The sequence below is a fragment of the Arthrobacter sorbitolis genome, assembly GCF_054510995.1.
This window is the reverse complement of the sequence record NZ_JBTNDM010000002.1, coordinates 276,886-300,596: the sequence shown is the minus strand read 5'-3', so window position 1 is coordinate 300,596 and position 23,711 is coordinate 276,886. Positions and strand designations below refer to the sequence as shown.

At 71.6% G+C, this 23,711-nt stretch carries 17 protein-coding genes; 10 read left to right on the top strand and 7 right to left on the bottom strand.

All coding sequences use genetic code 11. From position 1 onward, the window contains the following. A complete protein-coding gene (locus ACX80K_RS06060) occupies positions 1 to 1,491 on the top strand; it encodes an FGGY family carbohydrate kinase (RefSeq protein WP_459270971.1) in 1,491 nt (496 codons plus the stop codon). 100 nt (positions 1,492 to 1,591) lie between these two features. Here ACX80K_RS06060 and ACX80K_RS06055 read toward each other — a convergent pair whose 3' ends face one another. Then, complete coding sequence (locus tag ACX80K_RS06055; RefSeq protein WP_459270970.1) at positions 1,592 to 2,209, bottom strand: hypothetical protein; 618 nt, start codon at positions 2,207 to 2,209, stop codon at positions 1,592 to 1,594. A 322-nt stretch (positions 2,210 to 2,531) separates the two neighbouring features. Between ACX80K_RS06055 and ACX80K_RS06050 the strand changes: the two genes are divergently transcribed. From ACX80K_RS06050 to ACX80K_RS06040, 3 genes are all read left to right on the top strand, one after another. After that, a complete protein-coding gene (locus ACX80K_RS06050; protein WP_459270969.1) occupies positions 2,532 to 3,350 on the top strand; it encodes a DUF2382 domain-containing protein in 819 nt (272 codons plus the stop codon). A 480-nt stretch (positions 3,351 to 3,830) separates the two neighbouring features. After that, positions 3,831 to 4,889: a LacI family DNA-binding transcriptional regulator gene (locus ACX80K_RS06045; RefSeq protein ID WP_459270968.1), complete on the top strand. Its 1,059-nt coding sequence runs from the start codon at positions 3,831 to 3,833 to the stop codon at positions 4,887 to 4,889. A gap of 86 nt (positions 4,890 to 4,975) precedes the next feature. Continuing rightward, a complete protein-coding gene (locus ACX80K_RS06040; protein WP_459270967.1) occupies positions 4,976 to 6,136 on the top strand; it encodes an ROK family transcriptional regulator in 1,161 nt (386 codons plus the stop codon). A 149-nt stretch (positions 6,137 to 6,285) separates the two neighbouring features. On the opposite strand, the gene ACX80K_RS06035 is transcribed toward ACX80K_RS06040, so the two are convergent. Then, entirely contained in the window at positions 6,286 to 6,525 is a 240-nt protein-coding gene (locus ACX80K_RS06035) for a DUF3073 domain-containing protein (RefSeq protein WP_459270966.1), read from the bottom strand. Between the two features lie 294 nt (positions 6,526 to 6,819). Between ACX80K_RS06035 and ACX80K_RS06030 the strand changes: the two genes are divergently transcribed. Then, positions 6,820 to 8,118: a septum formation family protein gene (locus ACX80K_RS06030; RefSeq protein WP_459270965.1), complete on the top strand. Its 1,299-nt coding sequence runs from the start codon at positions 6,820 to 6,822 to the stop codon at positions 8,116 to 8,118. A 68-nt stretch (positions 8,119 to 8,186) separates the two neighbouring features. Here the strand turns inward: ACX80K_RS06030 and clpB are convergent, their stop codons facing one another. Both clpB and ACX80K_RS06020 read right to left on the bottom strand, forming a co-directional pair. Beyond that, positions 8,187 to 10,811, bottom strand: a complete 2,625-nt coding sequence (clpB, locus tag ACX80K_RS06025) for an ATP-dependent chaperone ClpB (RefSeq protein ID WP_459270964.1) — start codon at positions 10,809 to 10,811, stop codon at positions 8,187 to 8,189. Positions 10,812 to 10,899: 88 nt separating this feature from the next. Then, positions 10,900 to 11,913 carry a serine hydrolase domain-containing protein gene (locus ACX80K_RS06020; RefSeq protein ID WP_459270963.1) on the bottom strand — a complete coding sequence of 338 codons (1,014 nt, stop codon included), beginning with the start codon at positions 11,911 to 11,913 and terminating at the stop codon, positions 10,900 to 10,902. A gap of 113 nt (positions 11,914 to 12,026) precedes the next feature. Here ACX80K_RS06020 and ACX80K_RS06015 point away from each other — a divergent pair, with 113 nt between their 5' ends. The 5 genes from ACX80K_RS06015 (at position 12,027) to ACX80K_RS05995 (ending at position 20,347) form a co-directional block, all read left to right on the top strand. After that, a complete protein-coding gene (locus tag ACX80K_RS06015) occupies positions 12,027 to 14,009 on the top strand; it encodes a penicillin-binding transpeptidase domain-containing protein (protein ID WP_459270962.1) in 1,983 nt (660 codons plus the stop codon). 141 nt (positions 14,010 to 14,150) lie between these two features. Beyond that, positions 14,151 to 15,638, top strand: a complete 1,488-nt coding sequence (locus tag ACX80K_RS06010) for a flotillin family protein (protein ID WP_459270961.1) — start codon at positions 14,151 to 14,153, stop codon at positions 15,636 to 15,638. A gap of 259 nt (positions 15,639 to 15,897) precedes the next feature. Then, a complete protein-coding gene (locus ACX80K_RS06005) occupies positions 15,898 to 17,439 on the top strand; it encodes an APC family permease (RefSeq protein WP_459270960.1) in 1,542 nt (513 codons plus the stop codon). A gap of 149 nt (positions 17,440 to 17,588) precedes the next feature. After that, positions 17,589 to 18,617: an agmatine deiminase family protein gene (locus ACX80K_RS06000; RefSeq protein ID WP_459271375.1), complete on the top strand. Its 1,029-nt coding sequence runs from the start codon at positions 17,589 to 17,591 to the stop codon at positions 18,615 to 18,617. After that, positions 18,617 to 20,347 (top strand): amidase, encoded by a 1,731-nt coding sequence (locus tag ACX80K_RS05995; RefSeq protein WP_459270959.1) that lies wholly within the window; start codon positions 18,617 to 18,619, stop codon positions 20,345 to 20,347. Before ACX80K_RS06000 ends, ACX80K_RS05995 begins: the two co-directional genes overlap by 1 nt. 48 nt (positions 20,348 to 20,395) lie before the next feature. On the opposite strand, the gene ACX80K_RS05990 is transcribed toward ACX80K_RS05995, so the two are convergent. The 3 genes from ACX80K_RS05990 to ACX80K_RS05980 all read right to left on the bottom strand — a co-directional run bounded on the left by ACX80K_RS05990 (position 20,396) and on the right by ACX80K_RS05980 (position 23,677). Continuing rightward, entirely contained in the window at positions 20,396 to 20,797 is a 402-nt protein-coding gene (locus tag ACX80K_RS05990; RefSeq protein WP_459270958.1) for a YccF domain-containing protein, read from the bottom strand. Between the two features lie 115 nt (positions 20,798 to 20,912). Next, positions 20,913 to 22,589: a DEAD/DEAH box helicase gene (locus tag ACX80K_RS05985; protein WP_459270957.1), complete on the bottom strand. Its 1,677-nt coding sequence runs from the start codon at positions 22,587 to 22,589 to the stop codon at positions 20,913 to 20,915. Between the two features lie 326 nt (positions 22,590 to 22,915). Then, positions 22,916 to 23,677 (bottom strand): GAF and ANTAR domain-containing protein, encoded by a 762-nt coding sequence (locus ACX80K_RS05980; RefSeq protein WP_459270956.1) that lies wholly within the window; start codon positions 23,675 to 23,677, stop codon positions 22,916 to 22,918. Positions 23,678 to 23,711: the final 34 nt, after the last annotated feature.

The following is a 23,711-nucleotide window of genomic DNA, read 5'->3' as shown; positions in this document are numbered from 1 at the left end:
ATGGCCCTGGTCACGGGCGTCGACTCGTCGACGCAGAGCTGCAAGGTCGTCGTGGTCGACACCCGGGACGGCGCCGAGGTGCGCACCGGCCGAGCCTCCCACCCGGAGGGCACGGAGGTGGACCCCGAGGCGTGGTGGCGGGCGCTGCTCACGGCCCTGGAATCCGGGAACGGACTCGGGGACGACGTCGACGCGCTCTCGATCGCGGGCCAGCAGCACGGCATGGTGCTCCTGGGCCGGGACGGCCGGGTCCTCCGGGACGCACTGCTGTGGAACGACACCCGTTCCGCCGGCGCCGCACGGGACCTGATCGCCGAGCTCGGCGTCGACGCCCTGGTGGCCCGGACCGGGTCCGCGCCCGTGGCGTCCTTCACGGGCACGAAGGTGCGCTGGGTGCGGGACGCCGAACCCGACGTCGTCCCGGCCATCGCCGCCGTGGCACTCCCGCACGACTGGCTGACGTGGCGGCTGCGCGGCTTCGGGCCCGAGGGCGGGTCGCCCCTCGGCCCCGTGCTCGAGGAACTGGTCACCGACCGCTCGGATGCGAGCGGTACCGGGTACTGGAGCCCGGCGGCGGACGCGTACGACCTCGACCTGTTCGAACTGATGCTCGGCCGCCCCGCCCGTGAGGCGCAGGGTTCCGGGGGGACGGCATCGGGCACGGACGCCGACGCCGTGGTCCTCCCCCGCGTGCTGTCGGCCGAGGCCGACGCCGGGAGCGTGCACCCCTCGTTCCTCGCGTCGGGGGACCGTCGGATCGCCCTCGGTGCGGGCGCCGGGGACAACGCGGGGGCAGCGCTCGGCCTCGGGGCCGAGGAGGGCGACGTCGTCGTGTCGCTGGGCACCAGCGGCACTGTCTTCGCCGTCGCCGCCGGTGCCGTGGCCGACACCTCGGGGACGGTGGCGGGCTTCGCCGACGCGAGCGGCCTGTTCCTCCCCCTCGTGGCGACCCTGAACGCCGCCCGGGTCCTCTCGTCCGTGGCAGGCCTCCTGGGGGTGGACCACGAGGGCTTCGCGGAGCTGGCCCGCGGCTCGGAGCCGGGTTCCGGCGGCGTCGTCGTCGTCCCGTACTTCGAGGGCGAGCGCACGCCCAACCTGCCCACGGCGAGGGCGAGCTTCCACAACCTCAGCATCGCCTCCGGTACCCGGGAGAATCTCGCGCGGGCGGCGATCGAGGGCATGCTCTGCGGGCTGGCGGATGCCCTGGACGCCGTGCGGGCGGCAGGGGTCGCACCCCGGCACCTGCTGCTGATCGGCGGCGCGGCGCAGAATGCCGCAGTGCAGGAGGTCGCCGCACAGGTGTTCGATCTGCCCGTGCGGATCCCCGCGCCCGGCGAGTACGTGGCACGGGGAGCGGCTGCGCAGGCCGCCTGGGCGCTGACGGGGTCGAGGCCGCGCTGGGTCGTGGACCTGCGCGAGGATCGGGCCGCCGACCATCGTCCCGTCATCCGTGAGCAGTACAGGACGGCGATCGGGTCGCTGCGCTTCTAGGGCGTCCCGATGAACGGCCCGCGGACCGACGCGCGCCCCGGACGAAGGAGAGGCACCACCCCGGCGGGGTGGTGCCTCTCCTTAGTGGGGTGCGGGTGGGTCAGATGCCGGCCTGGTGGTCGATGCCGACCTGGTCGACCTTGCGGTGGAAGCGCATGCCGGCCTTGCCGCCGAGGATGGCCCCGATCAGGGGGACGAGGACGGCGATCGCGAGGGCGATGAGGCCGCTGGCGGTCAGCAGGCTGCCGTCGACGGGGATCCGGGGTGCTCCGCCGATGCTGGAGAGGACGTTGAACTGGTCGCCGGCGAGGGCGGCGAGGATCGCGACGACGATCGCGATGATGATGCCCCACGCCCATACGGCGACGCCCTGCTTCACGCCGTCGAAGCGGGCCATGCGCCCGGCGACGTACCCGCCGCAGTAGTAGGCCAGGAACAGGATGATCGCCAGGACGATGCCGCTGACGATGCCGAGGGTTTCCGCGTTCTGCGTGGCCTGGTTCGCGGCGTCGGACGCGCCGTTCGTGTTCGCGGCTCCCACGCCCGCACCGATCGCGGTGGCCAGGGCGCTCAGCAGGACGGTCAGTCCGATCGCGGTCAGCCAGCCGAAGAACGCCGAGCCCCACTTGATGCCGCCGAAGCGTTCCTTCTCCGCCGCCACGACGTCGTTGCGCCTGCTCCTCGGGGTACTCGCCCCCGATGCGTTGTCTGATGCCATGATGCTGCTCCTCGGTCGGTGGATCACCGTGCCCTCCGCAGCGGATGCTGTCGGACACCAATGATCAGTCTGCTTACTACCGTGACCGAAGCCGTTCCGTGAGCGCAACCCGGTTGTTTTGCCCTGCGTGCAGGAACACGGGGAGTCGGCGTGGTCTTCCGCGTCAGGCCGGGGCGGGGAGCGCTTCCGGCCACCCCCGGGCAGGAGCCGCGCGACCCGAAAAGTAGTAAGGAGGCTTGTTATCTGTTTGTGGCTTGCCTACAGTGAGGCGGAGTGCAGTCCCCCGCTGCACGGTCACGGTTGCACATGCTAGGAGCACTACATGATCACCTCGCAAGATCTCGACCGCCTCACCACCGGCAAGGGCACGGTCTACACGAACGACGGCGACAAGCTCGGCTCGGTCGGCGAGCTGTACGTCGACGACAGCACCGGGCAGCCCAGCTGGGTCACTGTCAACACGGGACTGTTCGGCACCAAGGAGACCTTCGTGCCGCTGCAGGACGCCTCTGCCGACGGCAACGACGTCCGCGTCCCCTACTCCAAGGAGCTCGTGAAGGACGCCCCGTCCGTCGAGCGTGACGGCCACCTGAGCCCGGAGGAGGAGGAGCGCCTGTACCGGCACTACAGCCTCGGATCCGGCACGACGACGACGGACACGACCTCGGGCCAGGGCCGCGAAGCCCCCGGCTTCCAGCCCGGCGACGAGCAGGTGGACCGCTCCGACAGCCGCGGGACCGTGGGACACGACACCTCGGGCCCCACGACCGACGATGCCATGACGCGCTCCAAGGAGGAGCTCCGCGTCGGCACCGAGACACATGAAGCCGGCAGGGCGCGCCTGCGCAAGCACGTGGTGACCGAGAACGTCACCAAGACGGTCCCCGTGACCCACGAGGAGGTCCGCGTCGAGCGCGAGCCGATCACGGACGCCAACCGTGGTGACGCGCTGGACGGGCCCGCCATCAGCGAGGAGGAGCACGAGGTCGTCCTGACCGAGGAGCGTCCCGTCGTGGAGAAGGAGGCCGTCCCCGTGGAACGCGTCCGCCTCGACAAGGAGACCGTCACCGAGCAGCAGACGGTCAACGAGCAGGTGCGCGAAGAGCGCATCGAGACCGAGGGCGACGGCACCCGCCGCTGACCCGCCGGCCGACACCGCTCGACCGGAGGGCGCGCCGATGACGGAGCGCGCTCCGGTGTGTCCGCCCCGGTCCGGGCACTCCTGCCCGGCGCAGGCTCCACCTCGGCCCTCACGGACACGCTGCGCCACCCCGTCGACCTCCGTGGAGGCGTGCATGACGGAGCGGACCCCCGACTCGCGGACGGCCATCTCGAACGGCGGGAGGAGCACGTCCGCGCGCTCCCGCTCCCCGATCGAGACGGGCGCGAGGGTGAGGCCGAGCATCATGACCGCGGTGCCCGCGAGACCGCGGGACAGCGGGGTTCGGTCGTTCATCGTTGAACGCTTCCCGCAAGTTTTGATGATCAGATCGAAAGTAGTGTGGTGGGTCGAGTGTGTGTAGCACTCCTTCGGAAGCGCAGGGGCGGCTGTGCCACCCGTCCCATCCTGCGGCGAACGGCGTCCGATCCCCCGCGGATGGGCGGGGGTAGGCTATGCCACATGTCGATTCCGGCGGACGAACCGCGCGTCACCCTCGCCCAGCTCGCCACGAAAGCAGGGGTCTCGCTCTCCACCATCTCCAAGGTGCTCAACGGCCGCACCGACGTGTCGCCGAGAACCCGGGCGAAAGTTGAGGAGCTCCTGGAGGAGCACGGCTACCGGCGGCGCAAGGTCTCGACCGCGAAGGCGAACCTCGTCGAACTCGTGTTCCACGAACTGGAGAGCGCGTGGGCGCTCGAGCTGATCCGGGGGGTGGAGAACGTGGCCCGCGGCCGCGGACTGAGCGTCGTCCTGACGGAGACGGGCTCCCGGCATGCGCCCGGACCCGAGTGGATCGAGGGAGTCATGTCGAGGCGGCCTGCCGGCGTCGTCCTCGTCTTCTCGGAACTGCCCCACGAGTTCCGCACCAAGCTCGACGCCCGCTCGATCCCGTTCGTGATCATCGATCCGGCCGGCGATCCGTCCCCGGACGTCCCCTCGGTGGGGTCCGCCAACTGGTCGGGCGGGATGATGGCCACGCGCCACCTGATCGACCTGGGCCACACGCGCATCGCGGCGATCAGCGGACCGGAGGACATGATGTGCTCCCTCGCGCGGATCGACGGATACCGCTCGGCCATGAACAGGGCGTCCCTGCCCATCGACCCGTCGTTCATCAGGTTCGGCAACTTCCACGTGGACGGCGGACGCGACCACGCCTTCGCCCTACTGCGTGCGCCCCATCCGCCCACCGCGATCTTCGCCGGCAGCGACCTGCAGGCCCTGGGCGTGCTCGACGCCGCCCGCCAGATCGGGCTCAGGGTCCCGGAAGAGCTCTCCATCGTGGGGTACGACGACCTGCCGGTCGCGCAGTGGTCGAGCCCCGCCCTGACGACCGTCCACCAGCCGCTCATCCAGATGGCCGAGGAAGCCACCCGCATGGTCCTGCGCCTGCGCGACGGGCACCGCCCCGACAACCTGCGGCTCGACCTCGCGACGAGTCTCGTGGTGCGCCAGAGCACCTCGCCACCGTCGGGCGGCGTCCTGCAGGTCGCCGGCCCGATCGGGCAGCGGGCCTGAGGCCGGGCCGACCCCGGCGTCTCGTTACGATGGAGGTCCGACCAGGCGCACTTCAGGCTCCTGCACCACGAAGGGGGATCCGGGCCGTGCGGTCACCACTCGGTACGGCGAACGGCACCGAGGGTCTCCGTGCGCAGAACCTGTCCCAGATCCTGACCATGGTGCACCGGGACGGGCCGCTGTCCCGATCCGAGCTGACCCGCCGCAGCGGCTTCAACCGGTCGACGGTCGGCGCCCTCGTGCAGGCCCTCACCGAGAAGGACCTGGTGCGTGAATCGGAGCCGGCCGTCGGCGGCCGGGTGGGCCGCCCGAGCCCCATCGTGCAGGTGAACCCGGGGGTGGCGGTGCTCGCGGTCAACCCGGACATCGACGCCCTGACCGTCGGCGTCGTCGGCCTCGGCGGACACGTCCACCAGCGCATCCGTCGCGAGACCCGCGGCATCCCGACCCTCGACGACGCCGTCGCGCTCACGCGGGACACGGTGCAGGACCTCCAGCCCACCCTGGCCGGCCTCGACCGGATCCTCGGCGTCGGTATCGCCCTGCCCGGCCTCGTCAACGCGGGCACGGGACGCGTGCTCGTCGCGCCGCACCTGGGCTGGCGGGACGCCGACCTCACCGGGCCCTTCACCCGGGCCCTCGGGCTCCCGGTCGTGGCCGCGAACGACGCCTCCCTCGGCTCCCTCGCGGAGAGCATCTTCGGCGCGGCACTCGGGGTGAGCGACGCGGTGTACCTCAACGGCAGCGCGAGCGGCATCGGCGGCGGGATCGTCACCGGCGGGGCGCAGCTCGTGGGGAGCCGCGGCTACGGCGGGGAACTGGGCCACACGCTCGTCAGCCCGGGCGGCGCCGCCTGCCACTGCGGACGCTCCGGGTGCCTCGACGCCGAGGTGCGGCTGGAACGGCTGCTCGGGGCCGCCGGCGAGGCCGGGGGCGGTATCGAGGCCCTCGAGCGGGTGCTGTCCGACGACCCGGGGGCGGCCGTCCGGGCGGAGGCGGAACGCCAGCTGGAATTGCTCGCCGTCGCGCTGGTGGACTTCACCAATATCTTCGATCCCCGCCTGATCGTGCTCGGCGGTTTCCTCGGCGCGCTCGTCGGGTTCCGCGGGGACCTGCTCAGCGAGACCGTCAACTCGGCGTCCCTCGCGGGCGGGGTGGAGGTCCGCCGCGCCGCCCTCGGCCCGGAACTCCTCCTGATCGGAGCGGCGGAACTGGCCTTCCGTCCCCTGCTCGCGTCACCCTCCTGAGGATCCCACGCGTCCGGCGCGACGGGGACGGGCGGCAGCCGCGCCGGCTCACCCGTCAGGGACCGCCGGTGGGACGTCCCGGTCCGGGCACACGAAAGGGCGCATCCTCCCTGTCGGGGTGATGCGCCTGCGGAAGGACGGCGGGTCTGTCAGCCGGTGCGGCGTGAGCCGCTCTCCTCGCCGCCGTCGTCGACCTCGTCGGCGTACTTGTCCTCGTACTGCGAGTAGTCGGGTTCGACCGGCTCGAGAGGTTCGGTACGTCGGGTGGAAGCACGACTGCCCGGGCCTGTGAGCTCTCGCTGCAGTGCCGAATAGTCAGTGGCCGGACTGAAGTACTTCATGTCCCTGGCCTGCTTGGTAGCTTTTGCCTTTTGACGGCCGCGCCCCATGGCGTGACCCCCTTTGTGCTTAGATCCGGAGGTGGTCACTGGGGCGCGAGGCCCAAGGCTGCAGCGAGGCCCCGGAATATTTGGTCAAATTGTCGTAAGTATAGGTTACATGCTTTCACCGGCGCCCGAGCCCGGTTCCTGTCCGCGGGGCACGGGCCCCGGTCGCCGTGACGAGCCCGCTCGCCGGAACGCCTCGCCGCGGCTCCGTGCGGGAGGTGATCTTGGATAGAGTCGGAGCCACGCCGGGGCGCCCGGCCACGAGTCCTCACGAATGCAAGGAGACAGCGGCCCACCATGAGCAACGAGGAGCAGGCACAGAGGGAGTCCGCACGCGGTGCCGCACCCGGCGAACCGGGACTGCAGGAGGACCCGGCGGTCGTGGATCCCGACGACGTCGTCCTCGACGACGGCGACGTCTCACCCGACACCCTCGAACCGGAGCTGTCGGTCTCGCCCGAGGCCCTCGACTTGGCGGAGCCGGCCCTCGAACCGGCGCGGATCAGCACGGACACCGCCGAAGCCGCCTCACTCGAGGAGGCGGCCGCCGAAGCCCGGGCCGTCGCCGCGGAGGCGGAGAGGACCGGGACGCTGGTCGGCGGGCCGATGCCCGCCGACACCCCTGCCGTCCGCGTCTCCCCGGACGGTACGGCACCCGCGGGCGGCGTGGCCGGTGATGCCCGTGACACCCGTGCCGGCAGCACCGCCGTCGGCCCGACAGTCGACACCGGCGCAGGCGACACCCGCGGCGGAGATCGTGAGAACGCCGAGGACCCCGAGGGCAGCGAGGACGGCGGGGGCAGGGACGTCCACGGTCCGGACGGCGGCCCGGACGCCTTCCCGCCCGAGAGCGGCGAGCCGGGCCTCGGGCACCCGGGCCTCTACCCCGGCACCGATCCGGCCTTCATCGGCACAGCGAACGGCGCAGGGAACAGCACAGGGGACCGCGCGGGGGACGGCGCGGGGCCTGCCGGACGCAGTGGAGTCGGCTCAGAAAGCGGAACGCCGGCCGGTTCCCCCGGCGTCGGACTGGTCGACGGCGGCGCGACCGCCGCCCGGACCGACGGGGTCCCCGAGGCGCCCGGCGACGAGCCCGGCGAGGGGCTGCCGCTGCGTGATAGGAGCCGGACGAAGGGCGGCGCCCTGCCCCTGCTGCTGGTGATCGGCGGCGTCGTCGTGCTCGTCGGACTCCTCGTCTGGCTCATCGTGTCCCTTTTCGGCGGGACCGACGACGAGGACCGCGTCGACCCGTCCTCGCTCGCCGCGGGCGAATGCCTGGCCGGCTTCACGGACATCACCGAGGACGCCGCACGGGTGGACTGCTCGGCGCCCCACAACGCGCAACTCGTGGCGAGTGAGAACTACCCGGACGACGCCGAGTTCCCCGGCCGCGACCAGCTCGGCCTGCGCGCCGAGTCGGCATGCGCCACCGCCTCGTCCGGGATCGACCCGGACGCGATCGACGGCGACGTGCAGGTCACCCTCCTCCGCGCCACGCCGACGACCGAGACGTGGGCCGGCGGCGACCGGCGCGTGGACTGCTTCGCCGTCGTCGAGGACGGCGGCACCCTGAGTCGGAGCCTCCTCGGCCCCTGACCGGGCCGATGCGGGTGTCGGGAGGGGGTCCCGAGGCTCCCCTCCCGACACCCGGCATCGCTGCCGGGCTACCGCGCGGCGCGTACCACCAGGCCGTCCGCCTCCGGACCGGCGTCGCCAGGACCGAGGGCGTCCGGCTCCGGACGGTCGACCACGACGGTATCGCCGTCGAGGATCTCCCCCGCGAGGATGCCCCGGGCCAGCCGGTCCCCGATCTCGCGCTGCACGAGCCGCCGGAGGGGACGCGCGCCGTACGCCGGGTCGAACCCGGTGAGGGCCAGCCACTCGCTCGCGGCCCCGCTGACGTCGAGCTCGAGCCGACGGTCGTGGAGCCGGTCGCCCAGCGCCCTGACCTGCAGGTCCACGATCCGCGAGAGCTCGTCGAGGCTCAGCGGGTCGAACACCACGACGTCGTCGAGGCGGTTCAGGAACTCGGGCCGGAAGTTCGCGTTGACGGCGGACATTACGGCGGCGCGTTTCGCCGCCTCGTCGAGCGACGGATCCACGAGGAACTGCGAGCCGAGGTTCGAGGTCATGACGAGGATGACGTTGCGGAAGTCGACCGTGCGGCCCTGGCCGTCGGTGAGGCGCCCGTCGTCGAGCACCTGCAGCAGCAGGTCGAAGACCTCGGGGTGCGCCTTCTCCACCTCGTCGAACAGCACCACGCTGTAGGGCCGGCGCCGGACCGCCTCGGTGAGCTGCCCGCCCTCCTCGTAGCCGACGTATCCCGGAGGCGCACCCACGAGGCGCGCCACCGAGTGCTTCTCCGAGTACTCGGACATGTCGATCCGGACCATGGCGCGCTCGTCGTCGAACAGGAAGTCGGCGAGCGCCTTCGCGAGCTCCGTCTTGCCCACGCCCGTGGGGCCGAGGAACAGGAAGGACCCGGTGGGGCGGTTCGGGTCGGAGACACCGGCCCGCGCGCGGCGGACGGCGTCGGACACCGCCGAGACGGCCTGCTGCTGGCCGATCAGGCGTGCGCCGATCACCTCCTCCATGCGCAACAGCTTCTCGCTCTCGCCCTGCAGCATGCGCCCGGCGGGGATACCCGTCCAGGCGGAGATGACCTCGGCGATGTCCTGGGCCGTGACCTCCTCGGCCACCATCAGTTCGGGTCCGCTGACGGTCTGCTCCTCCGCCGCCTGCGCCTCGCGCAGCTCGCGCTCCACCTGCGGGATCTCGCCGTAGAGGATGCGCGACGCCGTCTCGAGGTCGCCCTCGCGCTGGGCGCGGTCGGCCTGTGAGCGCAGGTCGTCGAGGGACGCCTTCAGGTCACCCACGCGGTTCAGTCCCGCCTTCTCCGCCTCCCACCGTGCGTTCAGCCCGTCGAGCTCCTCCTGGCGGTCCGCCATCTCGGCGCGCAGGGCCTGCAGCCGCTCGAGGGACGCCTCGTCCTTCTCGCGGGACAGCGCCATCTCCTCCATGCGCATCCGCTCGAGGGAGCGGCGCAGTTCGTCGATCTCCACCGGCGCGGAATCGATCTCCATGCGCAGGCGCGAGGCGGCCTCGTCCACGAGGTCGATCGCCTTGTCGGGGAGCTGCCGGCCCGGGATGTACCGGGAGGACAGCGTGGCGGCGGCGACGAGCGCGGAGTCGGCGATCGAGACCTTGTGGTGCGCCTCGTAGCGCTGCTTCAGGCCGCGCAGGATGCCGACGGTGTCGGTCACCGACGGCTCGCCGACGTAGACCTGCTGGAACCGGCGCTCCAGCGCCGGATCCTTCTCCACGTTCTCGCGGTACTCGTCCAGCGTCGTCGCCCCGATGAGCCGCAGCTCGCCCCGCGCCAGCATGGGCTTGAGCATGTTGCCGGCATCCATCGAGCCCTCGGATGCGCCCGCGCCGACCACGGTGTGGAGTTCGTCGATGAAGGTCACCACCTGGCCGTCGGACGAGCGGATCTCCTCGAGCACTGCCTTCAGCCGCTCCTCGAACTCCCCCCGGTACTTGGCGCCCGCGATCATGGAGCCGAGGTCGAGGCTGATGAGCCGCTTCCCCCGGAGCGACTCGGGGACGTCCCCGGCGACCATGCGCTGGGCCAGGCCCTCGACGACGGCGGTCTTGCCCACGCCGGGTTCGCCGATCAGGACGGGGTTGTTCTTGGTGCGGCGGCTGAGCACCTGGACCACGCGGCGGATCTCCGCGTCGCGGCCGATGACGGGATCGAGCTTGCCGCTGCGGGCCACCTCGGTCAGGTCGACGCCGAACTTCTCGAGGGCCTGGAAGGTGTTCTCGGGATCCGGCGAGGTCACGCGCCGGTCTCCCCGCACGCCGGGCAGCGCGGCGGCGAGGGCCTCCCGCGTGAGTCCGGCCGACCGGAGGATGCCGCCCGCGGCTCCGGCGTCGGAGGCGAGCGCCAGCAGGAGGTGCTCGGTGGAGACGAACTGGTCCCCCAGCGTCTCGGCCTCCTCCTTCGCGGCGTTGACGAGCTGCAGGGCGCCGCGGGAGAACTGCGGCTGCGCCACGGAGGAGCCCGACGACGACGGCAGTGCCCTGATCGAGGAGCTCGCCTGCACGCTGACGGTGTCGGGGTCCGCACCGGCAGCCCGAAGGAGCGCCACGGCGACGCCCTCCCGCTGGTCGAGCAGCGCCTTGAGGAAGTGCGGCGTCTCGATCTGCGCGTTGCCCGCCGTGGAGGCATTCATAGCGGCAGCCGACAGCACCTCACGGCTCTTGGTGGTGAAATTGGTGTCCACGGGCGGATCCTTTCTGGTCGGACGCAGGGGAATGCGATCACCTTGAGTGTACTTGACTCAACTTTGGGGAGCGGCCGGGCATTCCCTGCTATCCGGGCCCCGCATCGATCGCGGCAGCGAGCGCCCGGATGACGGGCCACGCACCCTCGGAGCTGTTGCCCAGCACGCTCACCGTGGTCCGCGTGCCGATGATGTGCGTGGAGCGGAAGGACACCCCGGCGTCGTAGCCCTCGAGGACGAGCGCGGGCCGGGACGCATGCAGCCAGAAGCCCATCCCGTAGCGCAGCCCCTCCTCCGGGACGTCGTGGCGAGGGCGGATCATCTCCGCGACGGTGTCGCGCGCGACGATGCGTCCGTCGAGGAAGGCGAGCCAGAACCGGTGCAGGTCGGCGGCCGTCGTGAACGCCCCGCCGTCGCCGGTGCCGAGCACCGGCAGGTGCAGCGTGTTCATCAGGTCGCCGTCGTCGAGGACGTAGCCGGGCGCCGCGTCGGCCGGCAGGTCGTTCAGCGGGAGGAACCCGGTGCGCCCGAGGCCCGCGGGGTCGAGGACGAACTTCCGGACGGCGTCGTGATAGGTCGTCCCGGTGACCCGTTCCAGGAGGATCGCCAGCACCACGTAGCCGCCGTTGCAGTAGGCGAACCGCTCACCGGGGGCGAACTGCTGCGGGTGCCCGTCGAGCAGCGGTAAAAAGGCCTCGGCCGTGGTGAGCGTGTGCACGGGGACGGTGAGCACGTAGTCGGAGGCCTCCCAGTCGGCGCTCTCGTCCAGGTAGTCGCCGATACCCGAGGTGTGCGTCAGCAGGTGCTCGACCGTCACGGTGTCCGCGATCAGCGGCAGGGCGTCCCCCAGCAGGTCGCGAACCCGCTGCTCGAGCCGCAGCCGTCCGTCCTCCACCAGGCGCAGGACGGCGAGGGCCGTGAACGCCTTGCTGCCGCTGGCGATCGCGATCCGTAGGTCCGCCGTCATCGGCACCCGGAAACCCCGGTGCACGAAGCCCTCGCAGCGTTCCAGGGTCCGGCGCTCCCCGGTGTCCACCGTGGCGACGCCCGTGAACGCGTTCCGCGCCACGGCGTCGTCGAGTGTCCGCGCATCGATGTGCATCGCTGCCCCCGTGGGTCGTGGACCTCGAATGGTACGCCGCGTCCCGGGCCCCCGCGACGCCCCGGCGGGCCGAAGAGCCGGCCGAAACGGCCGCCTCGGACATAATGAGCCGTATGGGGAAACTTCACCGCGCCACGTCCGTGCTGACCACCGCCCTCCTCGCCGTGAGTCTCGCGGCCTGCACCGACGCACGCCCGACGGCGGACGACGCGGCCCGCACGCTGGCCGAGGGCCTCGGCCGGCTCGACGTCGGGGAATCGACGTTCGCCTCCGCCGAGGCGTCAGCGGTGACGGGCGAGCTCGCCGCGATCACCGACGGCTTCGCGCCCGGGGCTCCGCAGGTCACGGTGGCCGGCGTCGAGGAGACGGGCGAGGACAGCGCGACGGCGACCCTCGACTACGTCTGGGACCTCGACGCCACCGATTCCGACTGGACCTACAGCACGACGGCGGACCTGACGCGCGTCGAGGACGTCTGGCAGGCCGCCTGGGACCCCTCGGTGTTCGTCCCGGACCTCCTGCCCCGGGAGAAGCTGACGCTGACCCGTGTCCCGGGCGACCGCGGGGACATCACCGGGGCACGTGGCGAGGTCATCGTCACCCAGCGCCCCGTCCTCCGGGTCGGGATCGACAAGACGCTCGTCCCCGCGGACCAGCAGGCAGCGTCCGCGCGGTTGCTCGCGACGCTGCTCGAGCTGGACCCCGCCGACTACGGACAGCAGGTCGCGGAGGCGGGCGCCGAGGCCTTCGTGGTGGCCCTCGTGTTGCGCGACGACGCCACCCGCACCGTGACGGACGCGCAGATCGATGCCATCCCGGGCGCCTTGCGGCAGGCGGACACGCTCGAACTCGGGCCGACCCGCACCTTCGCCCGGGAGCTGCTCGGGAGTGTCGGTGAGGCGACCGAGGAACTCGTGGAACAGTCCGGCGGCGCCGTCGCGGCCGGGGACATCACGGGCCTCGGAGGCCTGCAGCTGCAGCACAACGCCCGGCTCGCCGGGACGCCCGGCGTGGAGGTCCATGCCGCGCCGGTCGACGCGCCGGCAACGCCCACCCAGCGCCTGTTCGCCCGGCCGGCCGTGGACGGCGACGACCTCGCGACCACGCTCGATCCCCGGCTGCAGAGCCTCGGCGAGGACGTGCTCGCCGACGAACCCTCGGCGTCGTCCATCGTGGCCATCCGGCCCAGCACGGGCGAGATCCTCGCGGCCGCCAACGGCCCGGGCAGCGACGGGCTGCAGACCGCACTCCTGGGCCAGTACCCGCCCGGCTCGACCTTCAAGGTGGCCACGAGCCTCGCGCTCCTGCGGCAGGGCTTCACCCCGGAGACGCCCACCGAGTGCACGGAGGAGGTGACGGTGGACGGCCGGATGTTCAACAATGCCGGCACCTACCCCGACCGGTTCCTCGGCACCATCCCACTCCTCGAGACCTTCGCGCAGTCCTGCAACACCGGGTTCATCTCGGCGCGGGACAGGATCAGCCAGGCGGACCTCGCGGGAGCCGCCACCGATCTCGGCATCGGGGTCGAGGCGAGCATCGGCACGCCCGCGTTCTTCGGCTCCGTACCGGCCGAGGCGGAGGGCACCGCCCACGCCGCCGCCATGATCGGCCAGGGCGAGGTCCTGGTGTCACCTCTCTCGCTCGCCACCATGGCCGCCTCCGTGGGGGCCGGTGCGCGCGTCACACCCACGCTCCTGGGACCCGGCGAGTCCACCGAGCTGGACCCCGGATCGGAGAGCGCAGCGGCGACGGCCGCACCGACCGGCGACGCGGGGCCGTCGGCCGCTGCGGCACCGTCCGAGGCGGCGACGCCGAGCGCGTTCACGGCTGCCGAGTCCGCGACGCTGAAGACGCTGATGGCAGCCGTCGTCGAGCAGGGCGGCGCGCAGCTCCTCCAGGACGTGCCGGGCGAACCCGTCCTGGCCAAGACGGGCACCGCGGAGTTCGGCAGCGAGACCCCGCCGCGCACCCACGCCTGGGTCGTCGCCCTGCAGGGCGACCTCGCCGTCGCCGTCTTCGTCGAGGAGGGCGAACTGGGGTCCACGTCCGGCGGTCCCCTCCTGCAGGCGTTCCTCACCGGAGCCGCTTCCTAGGACCACGGGCCCGCAGCATGCGGGCCCGTCCACTTCGACGACATGGGGGTCGGATCAGCGCAGTGAAGACAGGAGCTTGATCATCCTCCGGCGCCCACCAGGTGCGCCGGAGGCAATTCGAAGACCGTTGAAAGGGTCGCAGTGGATCTCACGTTCATCCCGCTCATCATCGGCGCGGTGGTATTGCTCGTCGTCATCGTCGTCGCCATCGTGCTCGCCCGCATGGCGCTGCACATCGCCAGCCCGGACCAGGCACTCATCATCTCGTCGAAGGACAGCAAGGGGCAGCCGGACCCCGACAGCCAGCGCGTCGTCTTCGGCCGCATCTTCATCAACCCGTTCTCGCAGCGCGCCTATCCCCTGTCCCTCGCCTCCCGGCAGGTGTCCCTGCGCATCGAGGGCATCTCCAAGAACGGCATCAAGCTGCACCTGACGGGTGTCGCCCAGGTGAAGGTGGGCGGCGACGCCGACGCCGTCCGGAAGGCGGCGCAGCGCTTCCTGAACCAGCAGGACGCCATCGACCACTACACGCAGGAGACGCTCTCGGGCTCGCTGCGCTCCATCGTGGGGACCCTGACGGTCGAGTCGATCATCCGGGACCGCGCCACCTTCGCCAAGAGCGTCAAGGAGGAGGCGGAGCACTCCATGCACAACCAGGGGCTGGAGATCGACACGTTCCAGATCCAGTCCGTGGACGACGACTCGGGGTACCTGAAGAACCTCGGCCGGCCCGAGGCCGCCCTCGCCGAGCGCAACGCCAAGATCGCCGAGGCGCGCTCCATGCAGGAGTCCGAACAGGCCCGGGCCCTGTCGGACGAGCAGGTGGCCCTCGCGCAGCAGCAGCTGATCATCCGGCGCGCGGAGCTGAAGGAGGAGGCGGACGCACGCCAGGCGCGTGCCGACGCGTCGGGTCCGCTCGCGCAGGCCGAACAGCAGGAGCAGGTCATCATGCGGGAGCAGCAGGTCGCCCAGCGGCGTGCCGAACTCCGGGAGCGTGAACTGGACACGGAGGTGCGCAAGCCCGCCGACGCCGAGAAGTACCGCCTCATCCAGCAGGCGGACGCGAAGCTCGAGGAGCGTCGCCGCGCGTCCGAGGCGAGCGAGATCGAGGCCCGCGTGGACCTCTCACGCCGCAAGCTCGTCGCCGAGGGCGACCGCGTGGCGGCCGAGGCGGACGCCGCGGCGAACACAGCACGCGGCACCGCCGAGGCAGCGATCAACGAGGCCAGGGGCCGTGCGGATGCCGCCGTCATCGCGTCCCGCGGTGACGCCGAGGCCGGGTCCGCGGAGGCCCGCGGCAAGGCCGAGGCCGCCGGCATCGCGGCGCAGGCGGAGGCCTACGAGAAGTTCAACCAGGCCGCCATCCTGTCGAAGGTCCTCGAGGTCCTCCCGGCGATGGCCCGCGAGATCGCGGCCCCCATGTCGGCGATCGACACCATGACCGTCGTCTCGAACGACGGCGCGAGCCAGCTCAGCAAGAACGTCTCGAACGGCGTCCACCAGACCACGCAGCTGGTCAAGGACACGACGGGCCTCGACATCATCACGCTGCTCGGCGACCTGCTGAAGAACGCGGACAAGGTCGGGATGAACGGCTCCGGCGGGTCCTCCGCCGCCAACGGGTCCTAGCTCGCCAGGACCGGGGAGGGCCGTCACCGCGTCGTCGGTGGCGGCCTTTCCTCATGCCCGGGGCCGAGCCGGCCCTGGCGGCCCCTTCCCAAAGCCGGGGATGCCCCCTACAGTGGTCCGAGTAAATGAATGCCATTCATTTTGAGGTGCGGGTCACGTCCCGCCTGCGATCGGACATCCCGCCGGCCGCACCCGCTCCGGTGGACTCGTCGACGACGAGGCGCGTCCGCCGGCCGAAGGAAGGCCGACCATCGTGCCCATGACGCCCAGTAGGACCGCGACCTCCGGAGCCGGCTCCGCCGGGACGGCGACCTCGCCGAAGGGCCTCGCCCGCGGCCAGCTCGGACTGCTCGCCATCGTCGTCATCGGCATCTCGACGATCGCGCCGGCCTACGTCCTGACCAGCACGCTGGGCCTCACGGTCGCGGAGGTCGGGGTCCACCTGCCGGCCATCTTCCTCGTCGGGTTCGTCCCCATGTTCCTCGTCGCCCTCGCCTACAAGGAACTCAACGCCGACTCGCCGGACAGCGGGACCACCTTCACCTGGGTCACGAAGGCCTTCGGCCCCTTCGTGGGATGGATGGGCGGGTGGGGCCTGCTCGCGGCGAACATCATCGTCCTGTCCAACCTGGCCGGCGTGGCCGTGGACTTCTTCTACCTGTTCCTCGGGCAACTCACCGGGAACGCATCGCTCGCCGACCTGACCTCGAACAAGGCCGTCAACATCGTCACCTGCCTGGTCTTCATGGGGGCAGCGGTCTGGGTGTCCTGCCGGGGCATCCGCACCACGCGCACGGTGCAGTACGTCCTCGTCGGCTTCCAGCTGCTCGTCCTCGCCTGGTACACCGTCCAGGCGTTCGCGCGGATCGCGGCAGGCAACGCCTCGGGCCTCGCCTTCAGCTGGGAGTGGTTCAACCCGTTCGGGATCGAGAGCTTCTCCGCCTTCGCCGCCGGCCTGTCGCTCTCCATCTTCGCGTTCTGGGGCTGGGACGTCTGCCTCACCGTGAGCGAGGAGGCCACGGACGGCCGCAGGACGTCGGGTCTGGCCGCCACGGTCGTGGCGGTCGCCGTCCTCGTGATCTACCTCCTCGGGTCGATCGCCACCGTGATGTTCGCCGGCATCGGTGACACTGGGATCGGGCTGAACAACCCGGAGAACTCCGAGAACGTGTTCACCGGTCTCGCTGCCCCCGTGATGGGCCCGTTCGCGATCCTCCTGTCGCTGGCCGTCCTCTCGAGCTGCGGGGCGTCGCTGCAGTCGACCTTCGTCTCGCCCGCCCGCACACTGCTCGCCATGGGCTACTACCGTGCCCTGCCGGGCCGGTTCGCGGGAGTGAGCACACGCTTCAACTCGCCCGTCTACGCGACGGTCTTCGCGGGCGCCGTCTCGGCAGCGTTCTACGTCCTGATGCGCCTCATCAGCGAGAACGTCCTCAACGACACCATCCAGGCGCTCGGCCTGATGATCTGCTTCTACTACGGGCTGACCGCCCTCGCCTGCGTCTGGTACTTCAGGGACTCGCTGTTCAGCAGCATCCGGAACGTGGCCTACCGGCTCTGCGCGCCCCTCCTCGGCGGGATCGGACTTCTCGTCGTCTTCCTCCAGACGGCCGTGGACAGCTGGGACCCGGCGTTCGGCAGCGGATCCGAAGTCCTCGGTGTCGGCCTCGTCTTCGTCATCGGCATCGGCATCCTCGTGGCCGGCGCCGTCGTCATGCTCGTCGTCCACCGGCGCAGCCCCGACTTCTTCCGCGGCCGGACCCTGACGCGCGACTCGTCGTCGCTCGTCCTCGACGACTGACGAGCCTCCCGGCAGCCCCCGGCGCCGTCCCGACACTCCCCGGCGCCGTCCCGACACCCCCCCGATCCGAAGGAACCGCAGTGAACTCCCGACAGCACGACAGCACGTCCCTCACAGTCGAGGCAGCCGCCGACCCGGGAACGCAGGGGATGCCCGCGGAGTGGGAGCCCCACGACCGCACCTGGATGGCCTTCCCTCCCGCGAACGACACCTTCGGGCGCCCCGGCAGTGACACCCTGCAGCGGGCACGGACCGCCTGGGCGCGCGTCGCGCGGACCATCTCCCGCTACGAGCCGGTGACGGTCCTCGCCGATCCCGCGGACACCGAGGCGGCGACGGCGCTCCTCGGAGGAACCGTCGCGATCGGATCGGCTCCACTGGACGATGCGTGGCTGCGCGACTCCGGCCCCACCTTCGTCCACGGTCCGGGCGGCGCGGTCGCCGGCGTCGACTGGGTGTTCAACGGGTGGGGCGCCCAGCACTGGGCGGCCTGGGCCAGGGATCGGCACGTGGGACGCGCGGTGGCGGACCTGGCCGGAGTACCGGCCCTCGGCAGCGGACTCGTCAACGAGGGTGGCGGCTTCCACGTGGACGGACGCGGCACCGTGCTGCTGACGGAGACCGTCCAGCTGGATCCGGGCCGCAACCCAGGGGCGACGAGGGAATCCGTCGAGGCCGAGATCCACGCCCGGCTCGGCACCCGCCACGCCGTCTGGCTGTCCCGGGGCCTGACCCGTGACTACGGGGAGTTCGGCACCCGGGGGCACGTCGACATCGTCGCCGCCTTCACCCCCGCGGGATCGGTCCTCCTCCACCGGCAGGACGATCCGGGGCATCCGGACCATGACGTGACCCGTCTCCTCAGGAGGGAACTCGAAGCGGCCGTCGACGCCGACGGCCGCCCCCTGTCGATCATCGACGTACCGGCGCCCACCGTCACCCACGACGACGACGGGATCGTCGACTGGTCCTACATCAACCACTACGTCGCCAACGGTGTGGTGGTGCTCTGCGCCTTCGACGACCCCAACGACGTGGTCGCCGCGGCGATCCTGCAGGAGGCGTACCCGGGCCGGACCGTCGAACTCGTCGACGCCCGGGACATCTTCGCCTTCGGCGGCGGCATCCACTGCATCACGCAGCAGCAACCTGCCCCACGGGGCACGGGCGGTGCCTGATGGGCTTCGACGTGGTGGAGGCGAGTCTCGCGGAGCTGAGGGAAGCCCTCGAAACGGGCACGGCGACCAGCCAGGAGCTCGTCACCGCCTACCTCCGCCGGATCGAGGCGTTCGACCGGGACGGCCCCCGGCTGAACTCCGTCGTCGTAATGAATCCCGATGCACCGGACGAGGCGCGCGCGTCGGACCGCCGCCGTGCCGAGGGCAAGCTGCTCGGGCCGCTGGACGGCATCCCCTACACGGCCAAGGACAGCTACCAGGTCGAGGGCCTCACCGTCGCGGCCGGGTCCCCCGCCTTCCGGGATCTGGTCGCCCGGCGCGACGCGTTCACCATCGAGCGTCTCCGCGGCGCCGGAGCTGTCCTGATCGGCCTCACCAACATGCCGCCCATGGCCAACGGGGGCATGCAGCGCGGGCTCTACGGCCGGGCCGAGAGCCCCTACAACGCCGGCTACCTCACCGCTGCCTTCGCCTCCGGATCCTCGAACGGCTCGGGGACGGCGACGGCCGCGTGCTTCGCCGCCTTCGGCCTGGCCGAGGAGACGTGGTCCTCGGGCCGGGCACCCGCCTCCAACAACGGGCTGTGCGCCTACACCCCGTCCCGCGGGGTCATCTCCGTGCGCGGCAACTGGCCCCTCGTCCCCACCATGGACGTCGTCGTCCCGCACACCCGGACCATGGCGGACCTCCTCGAGGTCCTCGACGTCATCGTCGCCGACGACGCGGAGACGCGCGGAGACTTCTGGAGGGCGCAGCCCTGGCTCCCCATCCCCCCGGCGTCGGAACTCCGGCCCGCCTCCTACCCCGCCCTCCGCCCGGGCAGCATCGACGACGCGCGCCGGGTACTCGCCGGCAGACGCTTCGGTGTCCCCCGCATGTACATCAACGCGGACCCGGACGCCGGGACGGGCGAGGCGCCGGGCATCGGCGGACCCACCGGGCAGCGGATCTCCACGCGCCCGTCGGTCATCGCGCTCTGGGAGGCCGCACGCCGCGACCTCGAGGACGCAGGGGCTGAGGTGGTCGAGGTCGACTTCCCCGTCGTCTCCAACTACGAAGGTGATCGCCCGGGAGCACCGACCCTCTCCTCCCGCGGCCTCGTGAGTGAGGACTTCATGCGCCGGGAGATCACGGATCTGTCCGCGTGGGCGTGGCACGACTTCCTACAAGCCAACGGCGACCCCGCGCTCTCCGGCCTCGCCGATGTCGACGGGTCGACGATCTTCCCCCCGCCGGAGGGCGCCCTCCCGGACCGCTACCACGGGTTCGACGACGACATCACCGGGTACCCGGCGCACGTCCGCGAGCACGCCATCGACGGACTGACGGACATCCCGCATCTCGAGGAGGGACTGCGAGGACTCGAGGAGACCCGGCGGCTGGACCTCGACCTGTGGATGGAGCAGCACGGGCTCGACGCCGTGATCTTCCCGGCGGCCGCGGACATCGGACCCGCGGACAGCGACCGGAACCCCGCGTCGGCGGACATCGCCTGGCGCAACGGTGTCTGGGTGTCCAACGGGAACCTCGTCCCACGGCACCTGGGTATCCCGACGGTCACCGTACCCATGGGACTGCTCGAGGACCTGCGGATGCCGGTCGGCCTGACCTTCGCCGGGCCCGCCTATGCCGACACGGGCCTGCTCGAGCTGGCGGCCGCCTTCGAACGCACCGGCACGGCCCGGCGCGTCGCACCACCGCGGACGCCCCGGCTGGAAGCGGACGGCTGACCGGGTGTCACCGTGGCAGGACTCAGCGGCAGGACTCAGCGGCAGGACTCAGCGGTAGGTGGGCAGGTAGGTGCCCGACGACGGGACGATCACCTTGCCGAGCGGCGCGAGGGACACCGGGATGAGCTTGAGGTTGGCGATCCCGAGGGGGATGCCGATGATGCTGGCGAACATCGGGATGGCCGTGAGCACGTGGCCGATCGCGATCCAGATCCCCGCGACGAGGAGCCAGATGACGTTCCCGACCGCGGCGAAGCCGTTCGTCGGCCCGCCCCGGTTCACGACGGTCTGGCCGAAGGGCCACAGCGCGTACATGCCGATCCTGAACGAGGCGACGCCGAACGGGATGGTCACGATCAGCAGGCAGCAGATGATCCCCGCCGCGAAGTACCCCAGGGCGAGCCAGATGCCGCCGAACAGAAGCCAGATGACGTTCAGGATTGCGCTCATCCGCCCATTGTCCCGTACGAGCCGCGGCAACGCACCCCTTCCGGGAACGGGAAGGACCCCCACCCTTCCGGGTAGGGGTCCTCGACGTGCGCGGCCGCGTCGGGCGGCAGGATTGCTAGCGGGTGCGGCGGTCGTTCGACGCGGGCGCGCTCGCCCTGCGGGCGCCGGCGGCGCGGCGTGCGCCCTCGGTCCGCGGGGCCGACGACGGCGCGTGACTCCGCTGGCCGCCTGCCGCGGGGGCTCCTGCGGCAGGCCTGCGGACGGCGTCGCCGACGCGCTGGCCGGAGGCGGGACGACGGCTGCGCGTCGAGGTCTCCGAGGCGGTGCGGGGCTCGTCGGCGCGACGGCGGGAACCACCGGTCTTCGGGGCGGCACCGGCGTCGGACCCGAAGCGGGGCGCCTGCGGCTGGTCCTTGCGGCGGTCGGCGCGATTGCCCTGCGCCGACTGGGGCTCGGCGGAGACGCGTCCGCGTCCACCCCGTCCTCCACGGCCTCCGGCAGCCGGGGCTGCCGTGCCACGGCGGGCGCGCTTGCGCTCGGCGTTCGCGCCGGTCGAGGTGCCCTCGCCACGCGCCGATTCGCGGGATGCGAGGAGCGCGGCCCGGGTGCGGGGATCGATCTTGTCCGCGAGGTCGCCGATCAGGGACTGGACGAGCGGGGAGGTCGCCTTAACGGTCTCGAAGGCGACGTCGACGCCTGCGGCCTTCATCAGCTTCTGCACCTCGGACTTCTGCTCGGGCAGGGTGATCGTGACCACGGTTCCCGAGGATCCTGCGCGGGCCGTGCGGCCCGAGCGGTGCAGGTAGGCCTTGTGCTCCGTGGGCGGATCCACGTGGACCACGAGCTCGACGTCGTCCACGTGCACGCCGCGGGCGGCGACGTCCGTCGCGACCAGGACACGCACGTCGCCCGAGGAGAACTCGGCCAGGTTCCGGTCCCGGGCGTTCTGGGAGAGGTTGCCGTGGAGGTCGACGGCGGGGATGCCGGCGTCGGTCAGGGTCTTGGCGAGCTTGCGGGCGTGGTGCTTGGTCCGCATGAACAGCAGGCGGCGTCCGGTGCCCGAGGCGAGCTGCACGATGAGCTGCTTCTTCTGCGTCTGGTCGCCGACCATGAGCACGTGGTGCTCCATGGTGGTGACCGCGGCCTGCGGATCGTCGACCGAGTGGGTGACGGGGTTGGTCATGTAGCGGTTGACCACCTTGTCCACGCCGTTGTCGAGCGTGGCCGAGAAGAGCAGGCGCTGGCCGTCCTTCGGCGTGGTGTCGAGGAGCTTCTTCACGACGGGGAGGAACCCAAGGTCGGCCATGTGGTCCGCCTCGTCGAGGATGGTGACCTCGACGGACTCGAGCGTGATGAGCTTCTGGCGCATCAGGTCCTCGAGGCGGCCGGGGCAGGCGATGACGATGTCGACGCCGGCACGGAGCGCCTTCTCCTGGCGCTGCTGGGACACACCGCCGTAGATCACCGTGGTGTTGAGGCCGAGCTCCCGGGCGAGCGGCTCGACCGTGGCGTTGATCTGGGTGGCGAGCTCACGCGTGGGAGCGAGCACGAGGGCCAGCGGCCGTCCCGGCTTGCGGCGGTAGGCCGCTTCCTGCTCGGCGAGGCGGGTGACCATCGGCAGCGCGAAGGCGAGGGTCTTGCCCGAGCCGGTGCGGCCGCGGCCGAGGACGTCGCGCCCGGCCAGGGAGTCCGGGAGGGACTTGACCTGGATGGGGAACGGTTCGGTGATCCCCTGCGCGGAGAGGTTCTCGACCAGCGCTTTGGGCACACCGAGGGCAGCAAAAGTAGTCATGTGAAGTACAGGAGCTTTCTTCTCATCTTCCCCGGCACCGGTCGGCACGGGGGTTCGCCGAAGAAAAGTCAGACAGTGTCCACCGCGCTTCCGGTTCCGGAAGCTGGATGCGGGACAAAAGAATGCGTTCTAGCGACGCAGGCTGCGCATCTCACTGGCGGAACCGATCCGCCCTGCGCAGGCAAGTATCCCCAGTTTACCAGCAGAGCAGCCCCGAGCCCGCATCGGCGCCCGGCGGCGCGGCCACCGTTCCCGTCACGGGGCGCCGGACGGGACGCCGGGCGACGGGCGGGATGCCGGGCGGGATGCCGGGCGGGTCCGGCCCCCTAGTCTGTCCGCCGGCGTCGCGCCGCCAAGTCCCCGTGGAGGGCGAGCTGCTCGGCGACCTCGATCAGCCGGGTATTGGTCTTCGTGCTCGCCGAGGACAGCACCAGGAACGCCTCGTGGGCGGTCAGCTTGTGGCGCTCCATCAGGATGCCCTTCGCCTGGCCGATGACGTCCCTGTTGATGAGTGCCGCGTTGAGATTGGAGATCTCCTGCGCGTCGGACAGCGCGATCGCGGCGTGCGCGGCGACCAGGAGGCCCACCTGCTCGCATTCCTCCCCGAACTCACCGACCTCCGCGCCGTACAGGTTGAGGGCACCGAGGTTGTCGCGCTCCACGAACAGCTGGAAGGAGAGCATGCTGCGGGCCCCGGCATCCCAGGCACGCCTCGCGAAGTCGGGCCACCGGGTCTCCTCCCGGAGGCTGGGCACCCGGACGATCCGCTCCCGGAAGACGGCGTCGAGGCAGGGGCCCTGCCCGGTCTCGGTCTGCAGGGCGTCGATGATCCGGGGCAGCTCCCCCGACGCGGCCCGCGATTCCACGCGCCGACGGGCCCGGACGAGGCTGATCGACCCGTCCGTCGCGGCAGGGATGAGGGAGAGGGCCGCCCGGACGATCTCCGCGAGGGTCGACTCCACGTCCGGCTGGCGTCGGAACTCCCGCGCCAGTCCGCTCAGCTGCGTCGCCAGGTCGCCGGCGAAGTTGCCCGCGGCGTCACCGCCACCAGCCCCAGCCGGCGCCACCGCATTGAAACCCGTCTCCATCTCGCGCCTCCTCGGGTCAGTGGGATCACTCTGC

Bases quoted from the DNA above. Each gene is read 5' to 3' on its own strand.
- ACX80K_RS06000 (WP_459271375.1), top strand. From the start codon at position 17,589: ATGCCCGCGGAGTGGGAGCCCCACGACCGCACCTGGATGGCCTTCCCT.
- ACX80K_RS06060 (WP_459270971.1), top strand. From the start codon at position 1: ATGGCCCTGGTCACGGGCGTCGACTCGTCGACGCAGAGCTGCAAGGTC.
- ACX80K_RS06050 (WP_459270969.1), top strand. From the start codon at position 2,532: ATGATCACCTCGCAAGATCTCGACCGCCTCACCACCGGCAAGGGCACG.
- ACX80K_RS05980 (WP_459270956.1), bottom strand. From the start codon at position 23,677: ATGGAGACGGGTTTCAATGCGGTGGCGCCGGCTGGGGCTGGTGGCGGT.
- ACX80K_RS06015 (WP_459270962.1), top strand. From the start codon at position 12,027: ATGGGGAAACTTCACCGCGCCACGTCCGTGCTGACCACCGCCCTCCTC.
- ACX80K_RS06055 (WP_459270970.1), bottom strand. From the start codon at position 2,209: ATGGCATCAGACAACGCATCGGGGGCGAGTACCCCGAGGAGCAGGCGC.
- ACX80K_RS06005 (WP_459270960.1), top strand. From the start codon at position 15,898: ATGACGCCCAGTAGGACCGCGACCTCCGGAGCCGGCTCCGCCGGGACG.
- ACX80K_RS06030 (WP_459270965.1), top strand. From the start codon at position 6,820: ATGAGCAACGAGGAGCAGGCACAGAGGGAGTCCGCACGCGGTGCCGCA.
- ACX80K_RS05995 (WP_459270959.1), top strand. From the start codon at position 18,617: ATGGGCTTCGACGTGGTGGAGGCGAGTCTCGCGGAGCTGAGGGAAGCC.
- ACX80K_RS06035 (WP_459270966.1), bottom strand. From the start codon at position 6,525: ATGGGGCGCGGCCGTCAAAAGGCAAAAGCTACCAAGCAGGCCAGGGAC.
- ACX80K_RS06020 (WP_459270963.1), bottom strand. From the start codon at position 11,913: ATGCACATCGATGCGCGGACACTCGACGACGCCGTGGCGCGGAACGCG.
- ACX80K_RS06045 (WP_459270968.1), top strand. From the start codon at position 3,831: ATGTCGATTCCGGCGGACGAACCGCGCGTCACCCTCGCCCAGCTCGCC.
- ACX80K_RS05990 (WP_459270958.1), bottom strand. From the start codon at position 20,797: ATGAGCGCAATCCTGAACGTCATCTGGCTTCTGTTCGGCGGCATCTGG.
- ACX80K_RS05985 (WP_459270957.1), bottom strand. From the start codon at position 22,589: ATGACTACTTTTGCTGCCCTCGGTGTGCCCAAAGCGCTGGTCGAGAAC.